Genomic DNA, 19,383 nt, shown 5'->3' with positions numbered 1-19,383 from the left:
GCCCTCCCCCGCACGGCCGCGCTCTCCCGGGCGAGACTCAGCGCCTCGTCATGATCCAGGCGAGGAGATAGCTGCGCGAGTTGCCGTCATCGATGAACTTTTCCGGCAGGTCGCGGGCGGTCGCGAGCGCGGCTTTCGCCTTGTCGGCCCCACCGAGAGCGGCGTACATCAGAATGTAGTCGCCGAACTGCTTGTTGTAGTCGCCCGAGGTTGCTTCGTTCACACTCTTGGCGATGCGCGTGGGATCGCCGCCGAGGTAGCCGCCGGCCGGACTCATCGGTATGAGCTGGATGCCGAGTTTTGCATTCGCCTCGGCGCTGAACCAGGTGGAGTAGTCCCGCTTTCCACCCCAGTTCAGCGCGACCACCGAGTGGGTGTACTGCGCGTAGACCGGGTCGGAGGCGTCGAAATCGGTCCAATAGGAGCGGGCGGATGCCGCCTCGCTCGCGAGCATCCACGAGGCCTCCTTCTCGAGTTCACTGTTGTCGCTGACCGAGCCCCACAAGGCGAGGCCATTCCAGGCGTTGACCGCTTCGGAGCTCGACTCGAGGTTGTTGCCGTCGGCGAACGGCGAGTAGCCCGACGCCCAGGAGTGGCCGGCGTAGGCATCGAAGCCCCGACGATCTGGGAAATACTTCGAGTCCCCGCTCGAGGCGAGGTCCGCCGCGAGGAGGTTCATCACCGGGGTGATCTTCGTGCGAAGCGCCGAGTCGTGGGAGGCCGCCACACTCGCTGCGTAGAGGAAGTATCCGTAGTGGAAGTTGTGGTCATTGAACTGGTCGGAGCCGAAGGACGCGGTGAGTCCGACGATGCCCCTGGTCTTCGGATCGTAGACAAAGCAGCGCTCCGCCGTGCTCTTGCATCGCGTGGGGTCGGTCCACTCGCCGAGAGCTTCGCTGAGCTTGGCACCGACCGTCTTCGCTGCGGAGGTGTCACCAAGCTGGTCGGCCAGCATCAAGAGGTTGGCGAGACGGTAGAGCGCCTTGCCTCCGAAGTAGGTGTCGGCCGGGAGCGCAGCGGTCTGCGCGACATCCTGCGCGAGAGCGGTGGTGAGATCCTTCTTCTTGGCGGCATCGAGGGATGCGAGGTCGAGACTGTCGGACGCCTTCACCGTCGGGCTGGTCCAGGAGAGGCTCTTCTCGGCACAGAGCTTCATGGTGCCGTAGATGGAGGGGTAGCTGCCGAGAGTGCAGGCGGGAGTGGTCATCGACTTCTGCTGGTGCGGCAGGGTGGCGATGAGGGTATCTTCGGCTTTCGCTGTCGCGTAGTCGAGCGTGGTCGATGCGGTGGGGCCACCGCTCGCGTAGTCGAGTGTCACCGCGGTGACAGGTACGGCATTGGCGGCGACGGCCGACAACGTCCCGTCGGTGGGCACGGGGAACCAGGTAGCGGTCGCCCCTTCCGCGAGGCTGAGACCGGTGCCGTCCTTCGACAGCGATCCCGTGGTTCGGAGACCGTAGGTGGTCTTTCCGACCTTGGCCGAGTAGACGCCTTTGCCGGAGGAGCTGAACTTCTGGCCCAGTTTCAGAGTGAGCTTCTTCGCGGCGGTGAAGCTCACGAGAGGCGACCCCTCGGCGATGACCGTCGAGCCGACGGTGCTGCCCGACTCGGACTTGTGTGCGATCGTGACCGAGGCGTCGTCGTAGGCGGTGATCTCGCTTGTACGCGCGCCGGCGTCGATGGTGACACTCGGGGTGTTGCCGCCCGTGATGGTGTCGGGAGTGGTGGTGATTTCGGGCAGCCCGAAGGTGAATCCGGTGTCGGTGAGACCGAACGACAGGGGAAGTGGGAAGACGGGGAGCGGATGCTCGCCGAAGACCAGTCCGGAGAACCAGCGGTTCGTCGGGGGTGCGAGCCCGTGGGCGAGCCGGGTGACGGGGACTTCACCCACCGTCTTCTGCGGGAGCTTGGCAATCGTCGAGCCGACAGTGCTTTCGCGAAGTACTGCGGCTTCGGAGGAGCGGGAATTGCCGCCAGCACCGGCTCCCGGACTGCTACAGGCTGCGACGAGCGAGACGACGATGCCGACAGCAAGGAGGCCGGCAGCGCGGGCGATTGTGGAGTTGTTCATCAGATTCCGATCTGCTCGAGGAGCGAGAAGAAGGAGTCCTTCACGCCCGCGAGCGGTCCATCGTCGCGGAGGTGGAGGATCGCGGTCACCGGGGTTCCCGGTTCGACGAGACCGTCGTTGCTGCCGGCGACCAGGTCCTTGCTCGTGACCTTGATCTCGGCATCCGCCTCGCCGCCCACCGTCTGCACCTTGACGTCGGAGACGACGCCCGTGATGCGCTTATGGTTGGGCAGCACGATCTCGACGCGGCCGTTCTTCTCGATGCGGGCGAAGTCGTAGGAGTCGACCCGGAACTTGGCGAGCACGAAGAGCGGCCCGGTGCGGTCGATCGTGGCGAGCGGCTGGCCGGCGCCGACGAGTCCACCGACCTGTGCCTTCACGCTCGAGACGATGCCCGGTTCGGTGGCGGTGAGGGTGAGGGTGCCGTCTGTGGAGGTCGTGTACGCAGTGCTGACCGGTGAGGTCTTGGGCGAAGAGAGGTCACGAAGCAGGGTGGCGCTCTGGATGGTCATGAGCGGATCGCCCTTTTTCACCCGGTCGCCCGCCTTCACGGATTCCGCGACGACCGAGCCAGAGTAGTCGGATCCGACGGAGTACGAGATGGCGTCGAGCGACGCGGATCCGCTCGCCACCTGGTTCTCGCGCTGGTTGAGCACGAGGGTTGCGCCGGCCACGATGGCCAGCACGAGCATCAGTCCGCCGAGAAGGCGGAATCGGTTTCCCCAGGTCATCGGGACACCATTCCTTTCGAGTTGAAGACTTCGGAGGTCGCAGCCTGGTGGGGCGTTGCGACCCGGTGCACCGAGACGGCGCGAGTAGTGGGTCGAGCGGATGAGCGCGGGACACGGGCGAACCCGGCATGCAGCTCCGGCCGAGAAGGCACTGTCATGCGCGCGAGGTGTGATTCCTTCAGGGCGGCCCCGATGAACACCGCGAAGACGAGCGTGCTGGTGAGATTCCAGGCCGTGGCGAGAGTGATCGTGCCGTGACCGAGATCCTTCGTGACCGCGACCACCGAGGTGAGCAGCAGGAAAGCGAACATGAGCACCTGCGGGATCATGAAGTTGAACGGCGACACCCGTTTGCCGGCCGCTCCGGTGACGTGCCACTTCTGCTCACGACCCGAGAACACGTTCACGAATGCGCGGATGTAGATGGGGAACGACACGGTCGCCATGACGAGCGTTGCGGGCCGGAAAGACCCCATGGTGTTGAACGCGAGCAGGATCTGCAGGCCGTAGAAGCCGAGGTAGAACAGCAGCCAGGTGAGCCAGGTGACGGTGAGGTTCACCGGGCGCAGGTCGAAGTAGATCTCGAGAGGAGGCACCATCAGCAGGAGCAACGGGGTGATTCCCACGAGATAGTGGGTGGCCGTGACGGTGTACTGGAGGCGCTGGTCCATCGTGAGGCGGCGGCGCGGGTTCAGCGGGTTGTGGCGCATCAGGATCTCGAAGCCACCGGATGCCCAGCGCAACTGCTGCTTCGTGTAGTCCTCGACGGTCTCCGGGGCATCCCCGACGGCGAGGGTCACAGGGATGTAGACCGAGCGCCAGCCGTTTTCGTGCAGCATGAGGGAGGTCCAGACATCCTCCGACTTTGAGTCGGTGAACATCCCGCCGATGTCGTTGATCGCCTCGCGGCGGAAGATCACATTGGTGCCGACACAGAACGCGGCGTTGAAACGGTTTCGGCCCGGCTGGATGAAGCGGTAGAACACCGACTGCATGAAGCCAGCGCCGCTCGAGACGAGGTTCTTGATGTTTCCGTAGGTCTGCGGTGTCTGGACGAAGGCGACGTTGCTGTCGATGAAGAAAGGCACGGTCTCGTAGAGGAAGTCCTCTTTCGGCACGAAGTCCGCGTCGAAGATTGCGTAGAACTCGCCGCTGCTGATCGAGAGAGCGTGGTTCACGTTGCCGGCCTTCGCACCATTGTTGGTGAGGCGGCGCACGTAGCGGGCGCCGAGCTCCGCGGCGAGGTCGCGCACCGCATCCGATCCGCCGTCGTCGAGGATCCAGGTGAGGTGCTCGCCGCGCATCGCGATGGCTGCGGTGGCCGTGCGGCGGATGGTGGCGACATCCTCCCCGTAGACCGTGATGAAGACGTCGATTCCGAGGCGCACGTCTTCGAGAAAGACCCCCCACCGCTCGGGGTGCGCGTCGGTGCCTTCCTTTTCTATGGAGACGGCGTCGAAGAGGCGTTCCTGCGAGTGGTGGAAGGCGAAGTCGCGGGGGTCGATGCCGCCGGACAGGATCGTCCACATCGAGACGAGCGCCTGGGTCACGAGCACGACTTCTGCCGTGATGACCAGGGTGTACGGCAGCCAGTCCCCCCGGTTGGCGGGGTTCAGCAGGAAGAACGAGTAGGCCAGAACGCCGACCGTGGCGATGAGTACGAAGAGTACGAGGGTCGGCGAGTTCGCCGCGCCGTTCTCGACGGCGCGGGGCAAGGGCGTGTGCTCGCTGCGGCGTTCACCGCGGAACGGTTTCTCCTTCCAGAGTTGACTCATAGTGCTGTTCTCCATTCCTCAGGGCGCGCGGGAACGCGTGGCGGCAGCAGACTGCCTGGGGCGACGACGATGGCCTTTGCAGAGGGGCACCATGCCCACCGAGCAAATAGAAATGGCACTCTCTACGAGTGCGGGCCGCGTGACCGTCAAGGTCTTCTGGGGGCGCCGCTCTCGGATTGTGCCTGTTCCACAGTAGACACCCGACGGGGCGGATGTCCCGCAATATGAGAGCTTTGTAATCAAGCGAGCCGTCAGGAGACCCGTGTGTCCGTGCCAGTTCCGGCGTCGGGAGTTCAGCGCAAATCACGCAGGCGAGCGGCGACACCTCGGCTCCCGGCGTCCCGGCGTTCGTAGGTCACCGAAACAACCAGCAGTACAGCGCCAGCAGTTGCCAGCGTTATCCACCAGGGCGCTGCGCTGATCGAATGCCCGACCTGCACCGCGAAGACCGTGATGTTCTCGAGCGGAAGAACGATGATGCCGAGGATGAACGGAGCCCCCAGCTTGCGCAGCGATCCGATCAGGATCGCCGCCAATGCCAGCGCGATCACGAGGATCGCGCGCAACGTCTGCGGATCCGTTCCGGTTGCGACGGCCGACGGCAGGATCGTGACGATGACGCCGGGTGCCAGGAGCCGCCACGATCCTTTGTAGCCCACCGGCCAAGAGTTCAGACCCCTTCGTGCAGGGGGCGTCTGACCTCGCATCGCGAGCACGCCGACGATGAGCAGGGCGAAGCCGAGCACGAGGGAGAACGCCTCAACACGCAGCTGCCGTTCGCTCCAGCCCGCCACCGCAGTGCACCAGGCGAGCACGAACAGGAACCAGACCGGTGGCAGAGAGACGGGGCGCGACTGCGCGCGCACGGTGGTCGTGACCATGACGGCCAAGAGCCCGACGGCGAGCACCCAGAGCGTCCAGATCGAGAACCAGTCGTTCCGCACCGCAGAGATCGGGCCGAGGACCAGATAGACGAAAGCCGGCGCGTAGACCCAGCGGGATGCGCGGAGACGGCCCGAGGGTGCCGTCTGATCCGATTGGGCGACCCTCAGAAGCAGTGCCCCCGCGATGCCGGCGAGGGCGGTCGAGGCTGCACTGAAGGCCAGCGCGGCGAGCATTACCGGTCTGACTGCGACGAGATCCATCGACCAGCCCAGCCGGATTGCCTCCACCGCGCCGGCGGAGGCCGCGACCATCCCGAAAAGAAGAGTGGGAGTCCGGAGTGTGCCAAGCCTCATCAACAGTGGTCGGTCCGAGCGACGGGAGAGTGTCCCTCCGATGAAGACGAGCACGGCAGCACCCGAAAGCAGGATAACCACTCTCCACGAAAGGCCCGAGCCCGAGCCGGCAAGAAGAAAAAGCGTGGGAATCACGGCAAAAGCGAGGCCAATGGAATACAGGCGGGAACCCGGCAGCTTCCGGCCCACCGAGATTGCACCGACGACCACCGCGGCGAGGGCCGGCGGAAGGATGTACGGCTCGGGGATGGCAACGCCGACGAGGGCCCAGAAGCACCAGAGGGCGCCCGTCCAGCTGGCCCCGGCGACGGCCCAGGCATAGCGCCGCCCGGTCGTGATGGCCGTGACCGCGGCGCCGAGACCGATGATCAACAACACGAGCAGGGACGTCCCCAGCCCGGCCGCGGCACGCACCAGTGCGACCACCACCGCGAGAGCACCGGTGACCAGTGCGGAGACCTCGATCCACCGCGTCACCGCGCGGACGTCCGCCTCGGGCAGGCCGAGCCGCAGCAATGAGGATCCGATTGCGCCGGAGCTCGGCAGGACGCAGGCCACGATGAGGGCGATGACGGGCAGGGTGATCGGGGAGGCGCTCACGACGATCAGTTGCGCGCCGAGGCACACCACCACGACGGCAAGAGTCGGCACGAGCAACGCCGCGGCAAATGCTCGCAGGATTCTGCTCACGCCCGGGCGACGGGTGACCACGAGGGTGAGTGCGAGAGCGAAGGTGACTCCCGTTGAAAGGGCGGTCCACCCGCTTCGGACGAAGAGCACCGAGGCGATGCCGATGAGGAATGGCACGGCGGTCACGGCCAGGATCGAGAGCCAGAATGCCGCGCCCAGTCGGCGAACGAGAGTGACGGCAAGCGCGAAGAGCGACGCCACGGATGTCGTCAGGCAGAGCACCGGGATGGTGTCGAGGCCGGCAAGGGTCAGGGCGTGCGCGAATACGACAAGCGCGAAGGCGAATCCGGTTGCGGAGTGCATCCAGCGGAACCTGGAGGGGACAGATCGTGCTACCGCTAGCACGAGGAGAACGGCGCACGCGTCACCCACGATGCTGAAGGGGTTTGAGCTCCACGCCATCGCAGCGGCGAGCACCAGCGCGAGGTGGGCACCGACGACGATCGGAGTTCGAAGGACCGGCGGACTCGAGCGGACCCTGTGCACTCGAGTGACGAGCACGCTCAGCGTGAGCGCGATCCCCAGCGCGACGATCACTCTGCCGACATCCTGTACCCCCGTCCAGGCACTCGTTGCGAGGATCGACAGAAGGGCCGCCCAGAGGGCGACGGCCAGGGCGCGTCTCGCGAGTGCACCGTCGAACGGGGTCGAGTCGTTCACCGCGACCCGACGTTGGATGAGGGATAGGGCGAGCGATCCCGCACTGGCAGCGGCGACTCCGAGGATCGCGGTACCCCCATCCGTGGCGTCCCCGAGTGGATCGAGTGCCGTCAAGAGCTGCGCAGCGGCGAGGACAGCGGCGGGCACAGCACACAGCAGCGCGACGAACCAGCCACCGAGGAGGAGCGCCGGGCGGCGGATGGTTGTCCGAGCCCGATTGGCGTCCGCGAGTGCGAAACCGGCAAGCGCCGCGACGCCGACCGCTCCGGCGAGCGGGACAAGGGCGATCTGCCACCGGAGGTCGACGGCGTCGAGCGCCAGGGGAAGGATGCTGGTCGCTGTCAGGAACAGCGCCCCGGCGACGAGGCTCCCGAACACCGCGAACTGGTTGCGTGTATTCAGGGCGGCTACCACCGCCAGGACGCCGATGACCGCCGCGGACTGCACGACGCCGGGGCTCGCGGAGAGCTGAACGAGCGATATCGTGCCGAAACCGATCTGGATCAGTGTCGCCGTCAATCGATCCACCGCGAGAGGTGCGGCGAATCGTGTCCGAAGCCGACGAATCACTTCGTGCACCCCGAGCGCGACCACGGCGACGCCGACATGTCCGAGTGTCGCTGCCCAAATCCCGCCGACGGCGTATCCGAAGAATGCCGGGGTGACCGCGAGCCCGACGAGCCCGATCCAGAGCCAGGTCCTGATCCGCGCGCGCGAAGCAAGGACGACCATGATGACCGAGGTGACCAGGGTCGCGCTGCCTCCGATCACCCATCCACTGATTCCTGTCCCGGCGAGAGTCGAGAGGGCCCAGACGTCGAGCATGAGGAACACTGTTCCGAGCGCTCCGATCGCCTCGGCCGAGAACTGCAGCTTCGCCCGGGCGACAAGCCAGGCACCGGCAAGGAAGAGGAGTGTGACGGAACCGACTATCGCGGTGCGGGTACCGAAATTCGTGAGGTCGGGATTGAGGAACGTGAACACGATCGCGGCGATCGCGAAGAGTGCGGCGCCCACGACCGCAAGAACCGACTGCACGCTGACCTGCGAACCCGATGGGACGACCGCAGCGGGCGTCACCAACGGCTCAGGTTCGGCCGCTACGGCCGCGCGTCTCGACACGGGTCTCGACACGGGTTGTGACGCCGGTCGCACACTGGTGAGTGTGTCGATGAGGTACTGCCGCGCGATGATGGCCTCCGCCGCCCTCACTGATGCCTCCTGCACCTGAGACGCGATCGGTGAAGTCAAGTCGGCCTGGCAGTTCCGGCACGAGACCGGACTGTCGAGCACACTGTCGCAGCGCGGGCACAAAGCCCGGCCGACGAGATACCCGGCGGTCTGAGTACTCCAAGATGCGGCCACGAGCGTCAGCCTAGGTGCGGGAGGGCCGCCGCGAACGCCGTGTCCAGGAACTGGGGCGCCGTGGAAAAGCGGTACTCACCCCACCGAACCGTGCTCACCCAAGGAGCAACGCCTCCGAAATCGCGCGAGGGAGGACCACTTCAGAAGCTCGTCTCCCGGATAGACAGGACAGCGATCAGCGTGCAACCGGCAAATTTCAACAATTTCTTCCCCGTATCGACCGTCGAGCTTCGCTTGCCGCTTTCGATCAAGAAAAGTGAGGAAGCCACGACTCCGGTGCGGCGGCGCGGGACTTTCTGGCTCAGCCTGCTGGGCGGTCGCGCGTCTCGAATCAGATCGCTGGTCTTGAGACACCGCTTCCAGCTCCTAAGTCGATTTTTTGCAAGAGGACTGGTTTTCGGGCCGTCGGACAGAATATTGAGCTGCGAAAATGTCTCCGAAGGAATGCGACGAATCTGATCTGTCTCGCTGAATAGCCCCATCGTTGTGTTGCTGAAGCGTTCACGAATCAGGATGAGCCAGCGATTGCAGCGTGTCGCCCCGGGCCGACCCGGCGAGTCGCGCGAAACTCCTGATCCGCGAACAGGATCGTCGGTCCGACCGGGCGCTGTCGGGAGGTTGGTGGGGCGGACGGGACTTGAACCCGTGACCGACGGATTATGAGTCCGCTGCTCTAACCAGCTGAGCTACCGCCCCGCAGCGCTCCAATGGAACGGTGCGTCACCACGATACAGGCTGGTGCGCACGCGATCGTGAGGCGGGCGGGGCTAGCTGACCTGCTCGTCGAGCGAAGCATCCGTCACCGGATCGGTGACCTTCTCACCGCGGTAGAGCTGTTCGAAGACGGTAAGAGTGCGCTGGATGTCGTGCGCCGCGATATAGCGCAGGCTCGCTTCCTTCATGGTGCGCAGTTGCGCGTCGGGCAGGCTCAGCACGCGGCTGAGCTTGTCGGCGAGATCCTTCGCGTCACCGGGCTTGAAGAGGTAGCCGTTCTCACCCTCGTGCACCAGGTGCGGCAGGGCCATCGCGTTGGCGGCCACGATCGGGAGCCCCGACGCCATCGCCTCCATGGTCGCGATGCTCTGCAGCTCGGCGATCGAAGGCATGGCGAATACTGTGGCGCGCGTGAGAGCGGCGCGAAGCTGCTCATCCGTCACGTAGCCGGTGAAGGTGACGCGCTTGTCGATGGCGAGCTCGCGGGTCAGCTGCTTGAGCTGGTTCATCTGGTCGCCGCCACCGACGATCTCGAGCTGCACATCCAGCGACGGATCGATCTGCGCGATCGCCCTCATGAGCACGTCGAGGTGCTTCTCGCCCGAGACGCGCCCCACGAAGATGACGCGGTTCTCGGTGCGCGGCTCGAAACTGGCCGAATAGAGCGCCGCGTCGATGCCGCAGGAGATGGCGTGCACGTGCTCGAGGTCCGTCTCGGACTCGAGGAAGTCGGCGGCCTTACGGCTGGGCGATGTCACCTCTTCGCAGTACGCGAAGGTGGTGGAGGCATCCTTCCACGCGGCACGGATGGCCCACTTGCGGGCGAAGTGCGGAAGGCGCGTGTGGTCGATGAGGTTCTCGGGCATGAAGTGGTTGGTGCCGATCACGCGGATGCCCCGCTTGGCCGCCTGCCGGGCGAGGCCGCGGCCCACGACGATGTGCGACTGGATATGCACCACGTCAGGTTTGACCTCGTCGAGGATGCGGGCGGCATGCGCCTGGCTGCGCCACGGCAGGATAAATCGCAGCCAGTCGTGCGGATACCAGCGCCAGGAGTAGACGCGATGAACGATGAATTCTGCGCCGTCGTGCTTCTCGAGGAACGCGCCGGTGGTGCCGTTGAAGGCTGGCGCCTCGACGTGCACGGTGTGGCCGCGCTCGGTGAGTCCGGCGGCGAGTCGTGAGCCGAAGTTGGCGGCGCCGTTCACGTCGGGTGGGAAGGTGTCGGCGCCGATCAGGATGCGAAGGGGTGCCTTCGCATCCGTCGGGGAGTCGTGCGGGGTGTCGGACAAAGTCTTAAGCATCCCTTGCAGTTGAAACCATCGATTACAGCCTAGCGGCGGCTTCGGGCTGGCGCTTGGACAGCTGGACCACACCGTACACGGCGAGGGCGCCGGCCACGACGAAGGCAAGGATCGCGTACCAGGGCGCGCCGGACGCCTCCTGCAGCACGATGATGCCGATCGAGACTGCGACGATCGGGTCGATGACGGTGAGGCCGGCGATCACGAGATCCGGCGGACCGGAGCTGTAGGCGGTCTGCACGAAGTATCCGCCGAGCACCGTGGCGGCGAGGAGCGCGACGACGCAGGCGATCGTGAGCCATTCGAATCCCTGGGCGCCGTTGAGGATGATCGTGTGCACACGGTCGATGACGACCTTCGCGAGGGTCGCGACGAAACCGTAGAGCACTCCGGCGCCGACGATGTAGATCAGGGGTCCGAACTTCTTACGAAGGAAGGCGAAACCCAACGCGAACGCGATCGTGACGACACCGAGCAGGATCAGGACCGTCACGAGTTCCGTCTGGGTGATCTCCTTCGACCGGGCGAAGATGGTGGCGAAGGTCACGAAGAGTCCGACGCCCCCGACGCAGAAGATGATGGGGCGGATGGCATCCTGCTTCAGCTTCACACCGGACACTCTGGAGTTGACGATGGCCGTGATTATGAGGGCGATCGCACCGAGCGGCTGCACGACGATGAGCGGCGCGAAGATGAGCGCGGTGAGCTGGAATGCGACCGCGAGGCCGAGCATCAGAGTGCCGATGACCCACGACGGTCGCCTCAGCAGCAGGAGTAGCTGGCCGAGATTAAGGCCAGCGGTGGAGGACGATTCGGTGAGGCTGTCGACCTTGTTGACACCGCGATGCTGGAACTGGGCACCGAGAGCAAGAAAGACCGCACCGACCAGCGCGATCGGGATTCCCAGCGCCTGGTAGGGGGTGATGGAGATCTGGTCCGAAATGGCACTGAGCTCTGGCGTCACGGCACGACCCTACCCGCTGGCCCTCCGATATTCTTGGCGAATGGCCGTCCTCCCGATTCAAATCACGGGCAATCCCGTGCTCCACACCCGAGCATCCGAAGTGACGTCGTTCGACGCCTCGCTCGCCACGCTCGTCGCCGACATGTTCGACACGATGGAGGCCGCGCCGGGCGTGGGGCTCGCGGCTCCGCAGGTGGATATCCCCCTTCGACTCTTCGTCTTCAACTGGACGGACGACGATGACACGCTCTGGCGCGGCGTGGCTATCAACCCCACCCTGTGGGTGAGCCCGGTGCCGATCGGCGCCGCGGATGAGGACGAGGAGTCCGAGGGGTGCTTGTCGGTACCCGGGGAACGGTACCCTCTGCGGCGATCGGAGCTCGCCATCCTCACGGCCGTCGATCTCGACCAGAAGCCGTTCGAAATCCGGGCGGAGGGATGGCTCGCCCGCATCTTCCAGCACGAATACGACCACCTCGAGGGAGTGCTCTACGTAGATCGTCTCGACCATGCGACGGGCAAGGCGGCCGCGAAGGCCGTGAAGAAGAGCGGCTGGGGTGAGCCGGGGCTGAGCTGGACGCCGGGTGTCGACGATCTCGAAGGGTGAGGCCGGGGCGTCAGAACTTGTGATCCGGCAGCCACGGTTCTCCGAGGCGGCTGTGATCGCGGCGATCCAGGTGGACGGGTGGCGAGATACCTACGGCCACCTTCTGCCCCCGGAGTTCTATGGCGACGCCGCCCTTCGTCGGCGCGTTGCCATGTGGTCGAAGATCCTCGGCGGCGAGGCTGTTCCCGACCGGCTGTTCGTCGCTGAGTCATCGAGCCGCATCCAGGGATTCGCCTTTGTCGGCGACAGTCTCGACTCTCTTCCCGCTCGTCCGCTGTGCCTCTACATGATCTATGTCCGCAGTGAGCACCATGGCACGGGCATCGGTCAAGCCCTTCTCGAGGCCGCGGCCAGGGAGGATCCCCTGCAGCTCTGGATGGCAAAGGACAACCCGCGGGCGTATGCGTTCTACCGGCGAAACGGATTCGTTTTCGAAGGAACGGAACGGGTCGACAGTGCGTCAGACGATCTCGAGGAGATCCAACTCGTCAGGTGACGCGGTGCGACGGCGTGCGGGGGTTGCCTCTCGCGAGTTGCGTTTCGAGGTTGCGTTTCGCGGGTTGCGTTTCGCGCTTTGGGTTTCGCGGGTTGGCTCTCGCGCTTTGGGTTTCGCGGTTGCGTTTCGCGCGGTCCGATACTCGTGTCTGCTTTGGACGTCTTCTCGTACAGCACTTACCGTGCAGGCCTCTCCTCCACAGCGGTTTGCCCGACGGATTATCCACAGATTTGACATTTTCTTTCAGATCTGTATTCGAATCTGAGATAATGGATATATGGAAAGCAGCGAAATTGTGTTCGATGAATCCCTCGGCGGGGACTTCGATTCATCGCTGGCCGGCGCGCGTCGGGCTGTCGGCTTCGTGGCCGAATGTGCTCGGTCGGTCGAGGCCCTATCCGACACCAATCTTCTTCGCATTCAGCGAGAGCTCTCGGACCTCGCCCGCGAGCTCGGAGCAAGCGCCGCGGTGGTCGCCGGCGAGATCGGTCACCGTTCGCGCCGCGAGCTCGGCTTTTCGGGACTCGCTCAGAGGGAGGGGTTCCGCACACCGGAAGCCCTTGTGCGGCATGAGACCGGGTCCACCGCGCGCGGCGCCTTCGCACTCGTCCAAGCGGGCACGATGGCCCGGGAGTCCGCTGCGCAAGACGCGGCGTCGAGCGCCGAACCGTGGTTGCGGGAGGTCGGGGCCGCCGTTGCCGCGGGTTGCATCTCGGTGGACGCCGCCCGCGCGATCCGCGTCGGGCTCGGCGCACCATCCGATGGGTCCTGTGCTGTGACCGCGGTTGCCCTGTCCGATGCCGCCCACCTGCTCGTGATCGAAGCAACTATCGTCGACGCGGACGAGTTGTTGCGTCTCGCTCGCAGTCTCAGGGATGACCTCAACGAGGCCGGCATCGCGGATCGCGAGAGGGCCGCCTTCGAAGAGCGGTCGGTGCGCCGCACCCGGCGCCCCAATGGTCTCTCGAGATACATCATCGACCCGGACATCGAGTCCGCGGCTTTCTGGGACGACGTCTACGACACCCTTACCTCTCCCCGCCGAGGGGGCGTCCGATTCGTCGATGACGCCGACAGGGCGTGGGCAGAAGCGATCTCCACGGACGAGCGCTCCACCGACCAATACGTGCACGACTCGTTCACCCAGTTGCTGCGGATTGCGGTGGGCGCGGAGACGGGCGAGAGCCGGCGGATCGTGGGATCCCGACAGCCTTCGGTGCGCGTGCTGGTGACGCGAACGGCCCTCGAGGCCGGGCAGGGCCACGGCCGGATCGAGGGATGCGACATTCCGATCTCGATCGAGACCGTCGAGCGTATCGCCTGCGAATCCGGCACGGTGAAGCTCGACTTCGACGAGGTCGGTCGCCCGCTCGACCTTGGTCGGGAACAGCGGCTGTATTCGAAGAGTCAACGGATCGCCCTTGCCGCGGCTCAGGGCGGGTGCCTGTTCGGGGAGTGCGATCGTCCTCCCAGTTGGTGCGAGGCCCATCACTCGAGACACTGGAAGCGAGATCGCGGCGAGACGAACATCCTCGATGGTGTGCTTTTGTGTCGATATCACCATCTGCTCGTTCACAACAACGGCTGGGAGATCGTTCGGGATGACACGGGGTTCTGGCTCATTCCCCCTCGAGAGGTCGACCTGGACCAACGGCCGCGGCCGATGCCCTCAAAGAGTGCCGCGCTTCGCGACCTGAGGTTGCTCAGCGCGTAGGGAGTTTTCGGGTCTGGCGGGTCGGGCTGGGCGGGGCGCGTCTGCCCCACCGGTTGCAGGGGCGGGTCCGGGCGGGTCCGGGCGGGTCCGGGCAGGTCCGGGCAGGTCCGGCCTAGAAGACCGCGCGGATGAGAGCAGCCGTCGCGGCGGCCGCCACCACCACCACGATGAACGGCACGCGCAACGCAAGCAACAGGGCCGCCACGGCGACGGCGGGGAGACGCGCGTCCAAGACGATGCGGGAGCCAGCGCCGAGAGTCTGCACAGCGATCAGGGCCGCAAGCAGCGCGACAGTCAGCAAGTTGGCGATGCGGGCGGGAGTTGGCCGCTCGAGGAAAGACGCCGGCACCAGGTATCCGGCGATCTTCAGGGAGAGGCACGCGAGAGAGGCGATGATCACGATGAGCCAGAGCGTCATGATGGGCCGCCGACCAGGCGATGGTGCCCGTCGGCACGGGCCGGGGATAGAGATTGGGCGCAGGTCAGGAAAATGGGCCAGCGCACAGGGGTCGCCGGTTGAAGCAGGTCTCCGCTCATGTCGGGATCCCCGGCGGCTCGGGCTGGGGGCTCCGAGTGCCGAACCAGTTGAATCCGCCCACGATCACGGCGACGACCCCCGCCACGAGCACCGGAAGACCGGGGATCAGCACCGGGGTCGTCACGGTGGCTATGACTGCGGCCGCCGCCGCGACGGCGATCGTCTGCAGCTGGCGCAGGCGGGGCCAGAGCAGCCCGAGGAACGCGGCCGCAGCCGCCGCATCCAGTCCATAGACGCGCACGTCGCCGAGGGCGTTGCCGATGAGGGCACCGACAAGGGAGGTGAGGTTCCACCCGACGAACACCGAGAGTGCCGTCACCCAGAAGCCGATTCGCTGGCTGCGGAGCGTTGGTTGGGTTGTGGCGACGGCCGTAGATTCGTCGATCGTGACCCAGGCCGCCGCGACACGGCGCCAGCGTCCCGCACCGATGATCGGAGCGACGCGGATTCCGTAGACCCCGTTGCGGATTCCGAGGATGGCGGCACTCGCGATCGCCGCCGGCCCCGCGGCCACTCCCCCGGTCGCGATGACCCCCACGAGGGCGAACTGCGAACCACCGGTGAACATCAGCAGGCTCATGACACAGGTTTGCCACACGTCGAGACCCGCGGCGACGGCGAGTGCGCCATAGGAGATGCCATAGGCGGCCGCGGCGAGTCCGACTGCCACGCCTTTGCGCGCGGCGACCCGGTCATCCGTGCTCCAGGCAGTGACCGTGGCGGGCGGATCCTCGTCCGAAGGGACGGGCTCAGTCCTGGCCATCGCGCAGATTCACCCCGTGCACGCCGTTGTCATAGCGAATCGAGGGGAACACCGCCGATACCGTGAAGCCGACACCGGGCAACATATTGGCCGTGAGGATGCCACGGTAGAGAGAGGCGCGCTCGCGCATCTCGCTCATCCCCGGCCCGACGACGACCTGGGTGAGCGCATTCAGGTCGTCCTGGAATGTGTATGTGCGGCTCTGCGCGAGCTTGTCGGGATCGAGACCCTCGCGACGAGCGGCGGCACGCACGCCATCGTCGTCGATGACCACCTGCAATCCCTCATCGGTCCAGGTCGAACTTATGCGGACCTGGGTGCCGACGCCGCCGTACTTGAGCGCATTGGAGAGCGACTCCTGCACGATGCGGAACACGGCCAACTGCGGGCCCTCCCCGAGAGCGAAGGGCTCGCCGTTCTCGACCAGAGTGATCTCGAGCCCTGCGTCCCGCATCACATCGAACAGTTCCCTGGTCATGTCGGTGCGCGGCTCCGGCAGCGACTCGTCCACCGCGCCCCCGACAACGGTCATCACCCGCCGCAGGTCTGCGAGCGTCGACCGAGCCGCCTCGGCGATCGTCGCCGAGGCGCGGACCGCGGCCCCGGCATCCGTCGTGGCGGCGTACTGCGCGCCATCCGCCTGGCTCACGATCGTGGAGACGGAATGCACCGCCACCTCGTGGAGCTCGCGAACGATGCGCAGCTTGCCGAGCTGCTCCTGGAGGGAGGCCTCGAGATCGAGGTTGTCCCGCTCGGCATCCACCCGGGCGAAGTACTGGCGGCGACGCTCACGAGCGGCCCGGATCCAGAGCACGAGGAACACCACGGTGAGCACGAGGAAGATCGCGGATGCTGCAGTCAGCAGGATCATCACCAGCATCGAATGCTGCTGCAGCCAGGTGTTCACTCGGTTCTCCTCGGGCGGGCAACGGCGGGGCTGACAACGGCGCGCTGTCTACTCGAGGCTAGCGCGAACCGGGGGCGGCGATGTGCCGCCCCCGGTTCGCGGGTTTCCGATCCGATCGCTGCCGCTACTTGACCGGCGGCTGGGGCCATGCATTCGCCCGGAGCACTTCGAGGCGGGCACGATAGTCCTTCTCGTCGATGTCGCCCTGGGCGAAACGCTCCGCCAGGGTCGACTCGGCCGAGCGTGAAGCGCTACCCCAGTGTCCGCCGAACCCGGGGTGACCATATCCCCCGCCCTGGGCGAACCACGCCGCCCGACGTCGACGAGCGACGGAGAAGATGATCGCGATCAGCGCGATCCAGAACAGGGGGATGAGAAGGAACAGGAATCCGAAACCGCCGACCCAGGGGCCGACGAAATGGGCCGCGGGGCCTGCGAGAGCTGGAATGAGCACGATGTGTCCGTTTCTATGGGGGCTCCGGTGGCGAAAGCCGGTGGAACCGTTACCCGCAACACTCGTCTCGTGCACGAAACGGCGAATCTGCCCGGCGGATGCTGTCGCCTACTGCCCAGGGAGCATCCGACCGAGTCGGGATACTCCGGAAGCACCAGTGGACGCGCACGAGAACTGGCTCGGCTCAGCTACTCCTGGTAGCCGGCGCGGACGAGCCCGGTCTCGTAGGCGACGACGACGAGTTGCACGCGGTCCCGCGCCAGCAGTTTTGACATGATTCGCGACACGTGGGTCTTCGCGGTGAGGGGACTGAGGAAGAGGCGACGACCGATCTCATCATTGGTGAGGCCGTGGCCCACCAGGCCGAGCACCTCGCGCTCGCGCTCGGTGAGCACGGCGAGCTGGGACGTGTCAGGAGCGTCCTTGAGGGAGCCCGCGACCCGTTCGAGCAACCGCTTGGTGACACCCGGCGAGAGCAAGGCCTCACCACCGGCCACCACACGGACCGCACGGATCAACTCCTCCGGTTCGGTGTCCTTGACCAGGAAACCGCTCGCGCCCGCGCGGATCGCCTGCGCGACGTACTCGTCGAGCTCGAACGTGGTCACGATCACGATGTGGGTGCCCGCGAGGGCCGGGTTCGCCACGATCTGCTCGGTGGCCCAGAGGCCATCGCCATCGGGCATGCGGATGTCCATGAGCACGACCTCCGGCTTCTCCCGGGTGACGAGCGCGACCGCCTCGGCGCCGGTGCCCGCCTCGCCCACGACGTCGAGATCCGACTCCGCCTCGAGCAGCGAGCGGAAGCCACCACGGATGAGCTGCTGGTCATCGGCGATAGCGACGCGGATCATGGGGTGCCCTTCGGCGTGGGAGGAACGGGCGCGGACGGTGTGGAGTCGGGCAGGACGGATGACGGCTCGGCCGATTCCGAAAAGGTCGGCGAAGCGGGTGCGGAGGCAGATTGCGGAGGACCCGACGGCGGACCGGAGAGGGAGACGGCTGCCGCGGCGCCCTGCGGGATGCGTGCCGAGACCCGGAATCCGCCGCCCTCCAGCGGACCGGCGGTGAGGCTGCCTCCGAGTAGCTCCGCGCGTTCGTGCATCCCGAGCAGGCCGCGTCCGCCGGTGTCCTGGCGCGGAGGCGAGCCGGTGCCGTTATCGGTGATCTCCAGCAGGTAGCTCCCCGCCCGCTCGGCCACGACGACAGTCGCCGTCGTCGCCCGGGCGTGCCGAAGAACATTGGTGAGCGACTCCTGCGCGATGCGGTACAGCGCCAGCTGGGCCGGCGCGTTCGGCACCGTCTCGATGGTGTTGCGCACCTCGACGGCGACCCCCTGGGCGGAGATGGAGGCGGCGAGTCCGGTGAGACGGGAGAGATCCGGCTCCGGCACCAGGGGGGCACTCGGGTCGGCACCCCCCTCGGCACGGAGGATTCCGAGCACCGAACGCACCTCGTCGAGAGCGGTCTTGCTCGACTCCTTGATACTCGCGAGCGCGGCCTTCGCCTTCTCGGGTTGTTTGTCCATGAGGTGGAGTCCGACGCCGGCCTGCACGTTGATCTGGCTCAGCGAATGGGCGAGCACATCGTGCAGCTCCCGGGCTATGCGCACGCGTTCCGCCTGCACCTCAGACTGTTTGCGCTCGGCGACACGGCGTGAGATCTCGGCGAACTGCTCGCGTCGCGTTCGCATCCCCTCCCCGACGCCAAGCACGATCAGGATGCCGAGAGTCACTGCCGCGATGCGGGGCGGCGACACGTCGAGACCGACGACGAGCGCAACGACGAGGGTGAGGATCCAGGCCGACCCCACCGAGATCCAGGCCCAGATGCGTGCACCACGCACGACTGCCGACACGACCGCGAAGGCGAGGGCTATGTACGGCGGATGGTCTGCGGTATTGAAGATCAAGAGGTCGGCACCTCCCGCCGCCGCGGCGATCGCGACGACAGGTCCGGGAAACCGACGTGCCGCCAGGAGGGCGATCGGCCCGACCAGGGCGACGAACAACCCGAGGGCGAGCATCGCGGGTTCGGCCCACACAGCGGTGTGCACCAGGCCGCTGCCCGGACGAAAACGGAAGAACACCCCAGGCACCTGCACGAACAGGGAGAGGATCACGGGCAGGAACAGGCGCATCCGACGCGAACCGATGGAGGCTCTGCGCTGGGCGTGCCATGCTTCGATGTCCTGCCACGGCTCGTGCCAGCGTTCGAAGTTGCGCCCGGTGTGTCGCACGGCCTGGTGCTCAGTCCAACGAGCGCTGGAGAAACGACCGTGATGGGGCATGGATCGATCGTAGTTGCGGCTCTCGCCCGAGGCATCCGCCCGGCGAAGTCGCGCGACTACTCCCTCGGGAGTACTGGTCCTCGGAGAGCAGCGGCGACCGGC

Annotated in this window: 16 protein-coding genes and 1 tRNA gene; 3 read left to right on the top strand and 14 right to left on the bottom strand. The window is 66.2% G+C overall.

Features of this window, described 5'->3' with window-relative positions:
* Window positions 1-37: 37 nt before the first annotated feature.
* The 8 genes from ACVXZ4_RS07705 to ACVXZ4_RS07670 form a co-directional block, all read right to left on the bottom strand.
* Entirely contained in the window at window positions 38-2,071 is a 2,034-nt protein-coding gene (locus ACVXZ4_RS07705; protein WP_461797645.1) for a glycosyl hydrolase, read from the bottom strand.
* A complete protein-coding gene (locus tag ACVXZ4_RS07700; protein WP_461797644.1) occupies window positions 2,071-2,802 on the bottom strand; it encodes an HlyD family efflux transporter periplasmic adaptor subunit in 732 nt (243 codons plus the stop codon). Before ACVXZ4_RS07700 ends, ACVXZ4_RS07705 begins: the two co-directional genes overlap by 1 nt.
* A complete protein-coding gene (locus tag ACVXZ4_RS07695; RefSeq protein WP_461797643.1) occupies window positions 2,799-4,577 on the bottom strand; it encodes a glycosyltransferase family 2 protein in 1,779 nt (592 codons plus the stop codon). The genes ACVXZ4_RS07700 and ACVXZ4_RS07695 overlap by 4 nt, the downstream gene beginning before the upstream one ends.
* Before the next feature lie 293 nt (window positions 4,578-4,870).
* The gene (locus ACVXZ4_RS07690; protein ID WP_461797642.1) at window positions 4,871-8,377 is read right to left on the bottom strand and encodes an SCO7613 C-terminal domain-containing membrane protein; all 3,507 of its coding nucleotides are present in this window, start codon (window positions 8,375-8,377) and stop codon (window positions 4,871-4,873) included.
* 293 nt (window positions 8,378-8,670) lie between these two features.
* Complete coding sequence (locus tag ACVXZ4_RS07685) at window positions 8,671-9,012, bottom strand: hypothetical protein (protein WP_461797641.1); 342 nt, start codon at window positions 9,010-9,012, stop codon at window positions 8,671-8,673.
* Between the two features lie 137 nt (window positions 9,013-9,149).
* Window positions 9,150-9,226 (bottom strand) — tRNA-Ile (locus ACVXZ4_RS07680).
* 71 nt (window positions 9,227-9,297) lie between these two features.
* A complete protein-coding gene (locus ACVXZ4_RS07675; RefSeq protein WP_461797640.1) occupies window positions 9,298-10,548 on the bottom strand; it encodes a glycosyltransferase in 1,251 nt (416 codons plus the stop codon).
* Between the two features lie 22 nt (window positions 10,549-10,570).
* Window positions 10,571-11,512 carry a DMT family transporter gene (locus tag ACVXZ4_RS07670; RefSeq protein ID WP_461797639.1) on the bottom strand — a complete coding sequence of 314 codons (942 nt, stop codon included), beginning with the start codon at window positions 11,510-11,512 and terminating at the stop codon, window positions 10,571-10,573.
* 40 nt (window positions 11,513-11,552) lie between these two features.
* Here ACVXZ4_RS07670 and def point away from each other — a divergent pair, with 40 nt between their 5' ends.
* The 3 genes from def (at window position 11,553) to ACVXZ4_RS07655 (ending at window position 14,329) form a co-directional block, all read left to right on the top strand.
* On the top strand, window positions 11,553-12,119 hold the full coding sequence (gene def / locus ACVXZ4_RS07665; protein ID WP_461797638.1) for a peptide deformylase: 567 nt from the start codon (window positions 11,553-11,555) through the stop codon (window positions 12,117-12,119).
* On the top strand, window positions 12,097-12,615 hold the full coding sequence (locus ACVXZ4_RS07660; RefSeq protein ID WP_461797637.1) for a GNAT family N-acetyltransferase: 519 nt from the start codon (window positions 12,097-12,099) through the stop codon (window positions 12,613-12,615). Before def ends, ACVXZ4_RS07660 begins: the two co-directional genes overlap by 23 nt.
* A gap of 277 nt (window positions 12,616-12,892) precedes the next feature.
* Window positions 12,893-14,329, top strand: coding sequence for an HNH endonuclease signature motif containing protein (locus ACVXZ4_RS07655; protein ID WP_461797636.1), 1,437 nt, complete (start codon window positions 12,893-12,895; stop codon window positions 14,327-14,329).
* 112 nt (window positions 14,330-14,441) lie between these two features.
* Here ACVXZ4_RS07655 and ACVXZ4_RS07650 read toward each other — a convergent pair whose 3' ends face one another.
* The 6 genes from ACVXZ4_RS07650 to ACVXZ4_RS07625 all read right to left on the bottom strand — a co-directional run bounded on the left by ACVXZ4_RS07650 (window position 14,442) and on the right by ACVXZ4_RS07625 (window position 19,281).
* Window positions 14,442-14,747 carry an AzlD domain-containing protein gene (locus tag ACVXZ4_RS07650; protein ID WP_461797635.1) on the bottom strand — a complete coding sequence of 102 codons (306 nt, stop codon included), beginning with the start codon at window positions 14,745-14,747 and terminating at the stop codon, window positions 14,442-14,444.
* A 115-nt stretch (window positions 14,748-14,862) separates the two neighbouring features.
* Window positions 14,863-15,630: an AzlC family ABC transporter permease gene (locus ACVXZ4_RS07645; protein WP_461797634.1), complete on the bottom strand. Its 768-nt coding sequence runs from the start codon at window positions 15,628-15,630 to the stop codon at window positions 14,863-14,865.
* On the bottom strand, window positions 15,617-16,537 hold the full coding sequence (locus ACVXZ4_RS07640; RefSeq protein ID WP_461797633.1) for a sensor histidine kinase: 921 nt from the start codon (window positions 16,535-16,537) through the stop codon (window positions 15,617-15,619). The genes ACVXZ4_RS07645 and ACVXZ4_RS07640 overlap by 14 nt, the downstream gene beginning before the upstream one ends.
* A 124-nt stretch (window positions 16,538-16,661) precedes the next feature.
* Entirely contained in the window at window positions 16,662-16,991 is a 330-nt protein-coding gene (locus tag ACVXZ4_RS07635) for an SHOCT domain-containing protein (RefSeq protein WP_461797632.1), read from the bottom strand.
* 188 nt (window positions 16,992-17,179) lie between these two features.
* Window positions 17,180-17,845 carry a response regulator gene (locus ACVXZ4_RS07630; protein WP_461797631.1) on the bottom strand — a complete coding sequence of 222 codons (666 nt, stop codon included), beginning with the start codon at window positions 17,843-17,845 and terminating at the stop codon, window positions 17,180-17,182.
* On the bottom strand, window positions 17,842-19,281 hold the full coding sequence (locus ACVXZ4_RS07625) for a sensor histidine kinase (protein ID WP_461797630.1): 1,440 nt from the start codon (window positions 19,279-19,281) through the stop codon (window positions 17,842-17,844). Before ACVXZ4_RS07625 ends, ACVXZ4_RS07630 begins: the two co-directional genes overlap by 4 nt.
* Window positions 19,282-19,383: the final 102 nt, after the last annotated feature.

The organism is Lacisediminihabitans sp. FW035 (assembly GCF_054880895.1).
The sequence above is the reverse complement of the archived record's forward strand: the minus strand, read 5'-3'. Positions and strand labels throughout refer to the sequence as shown.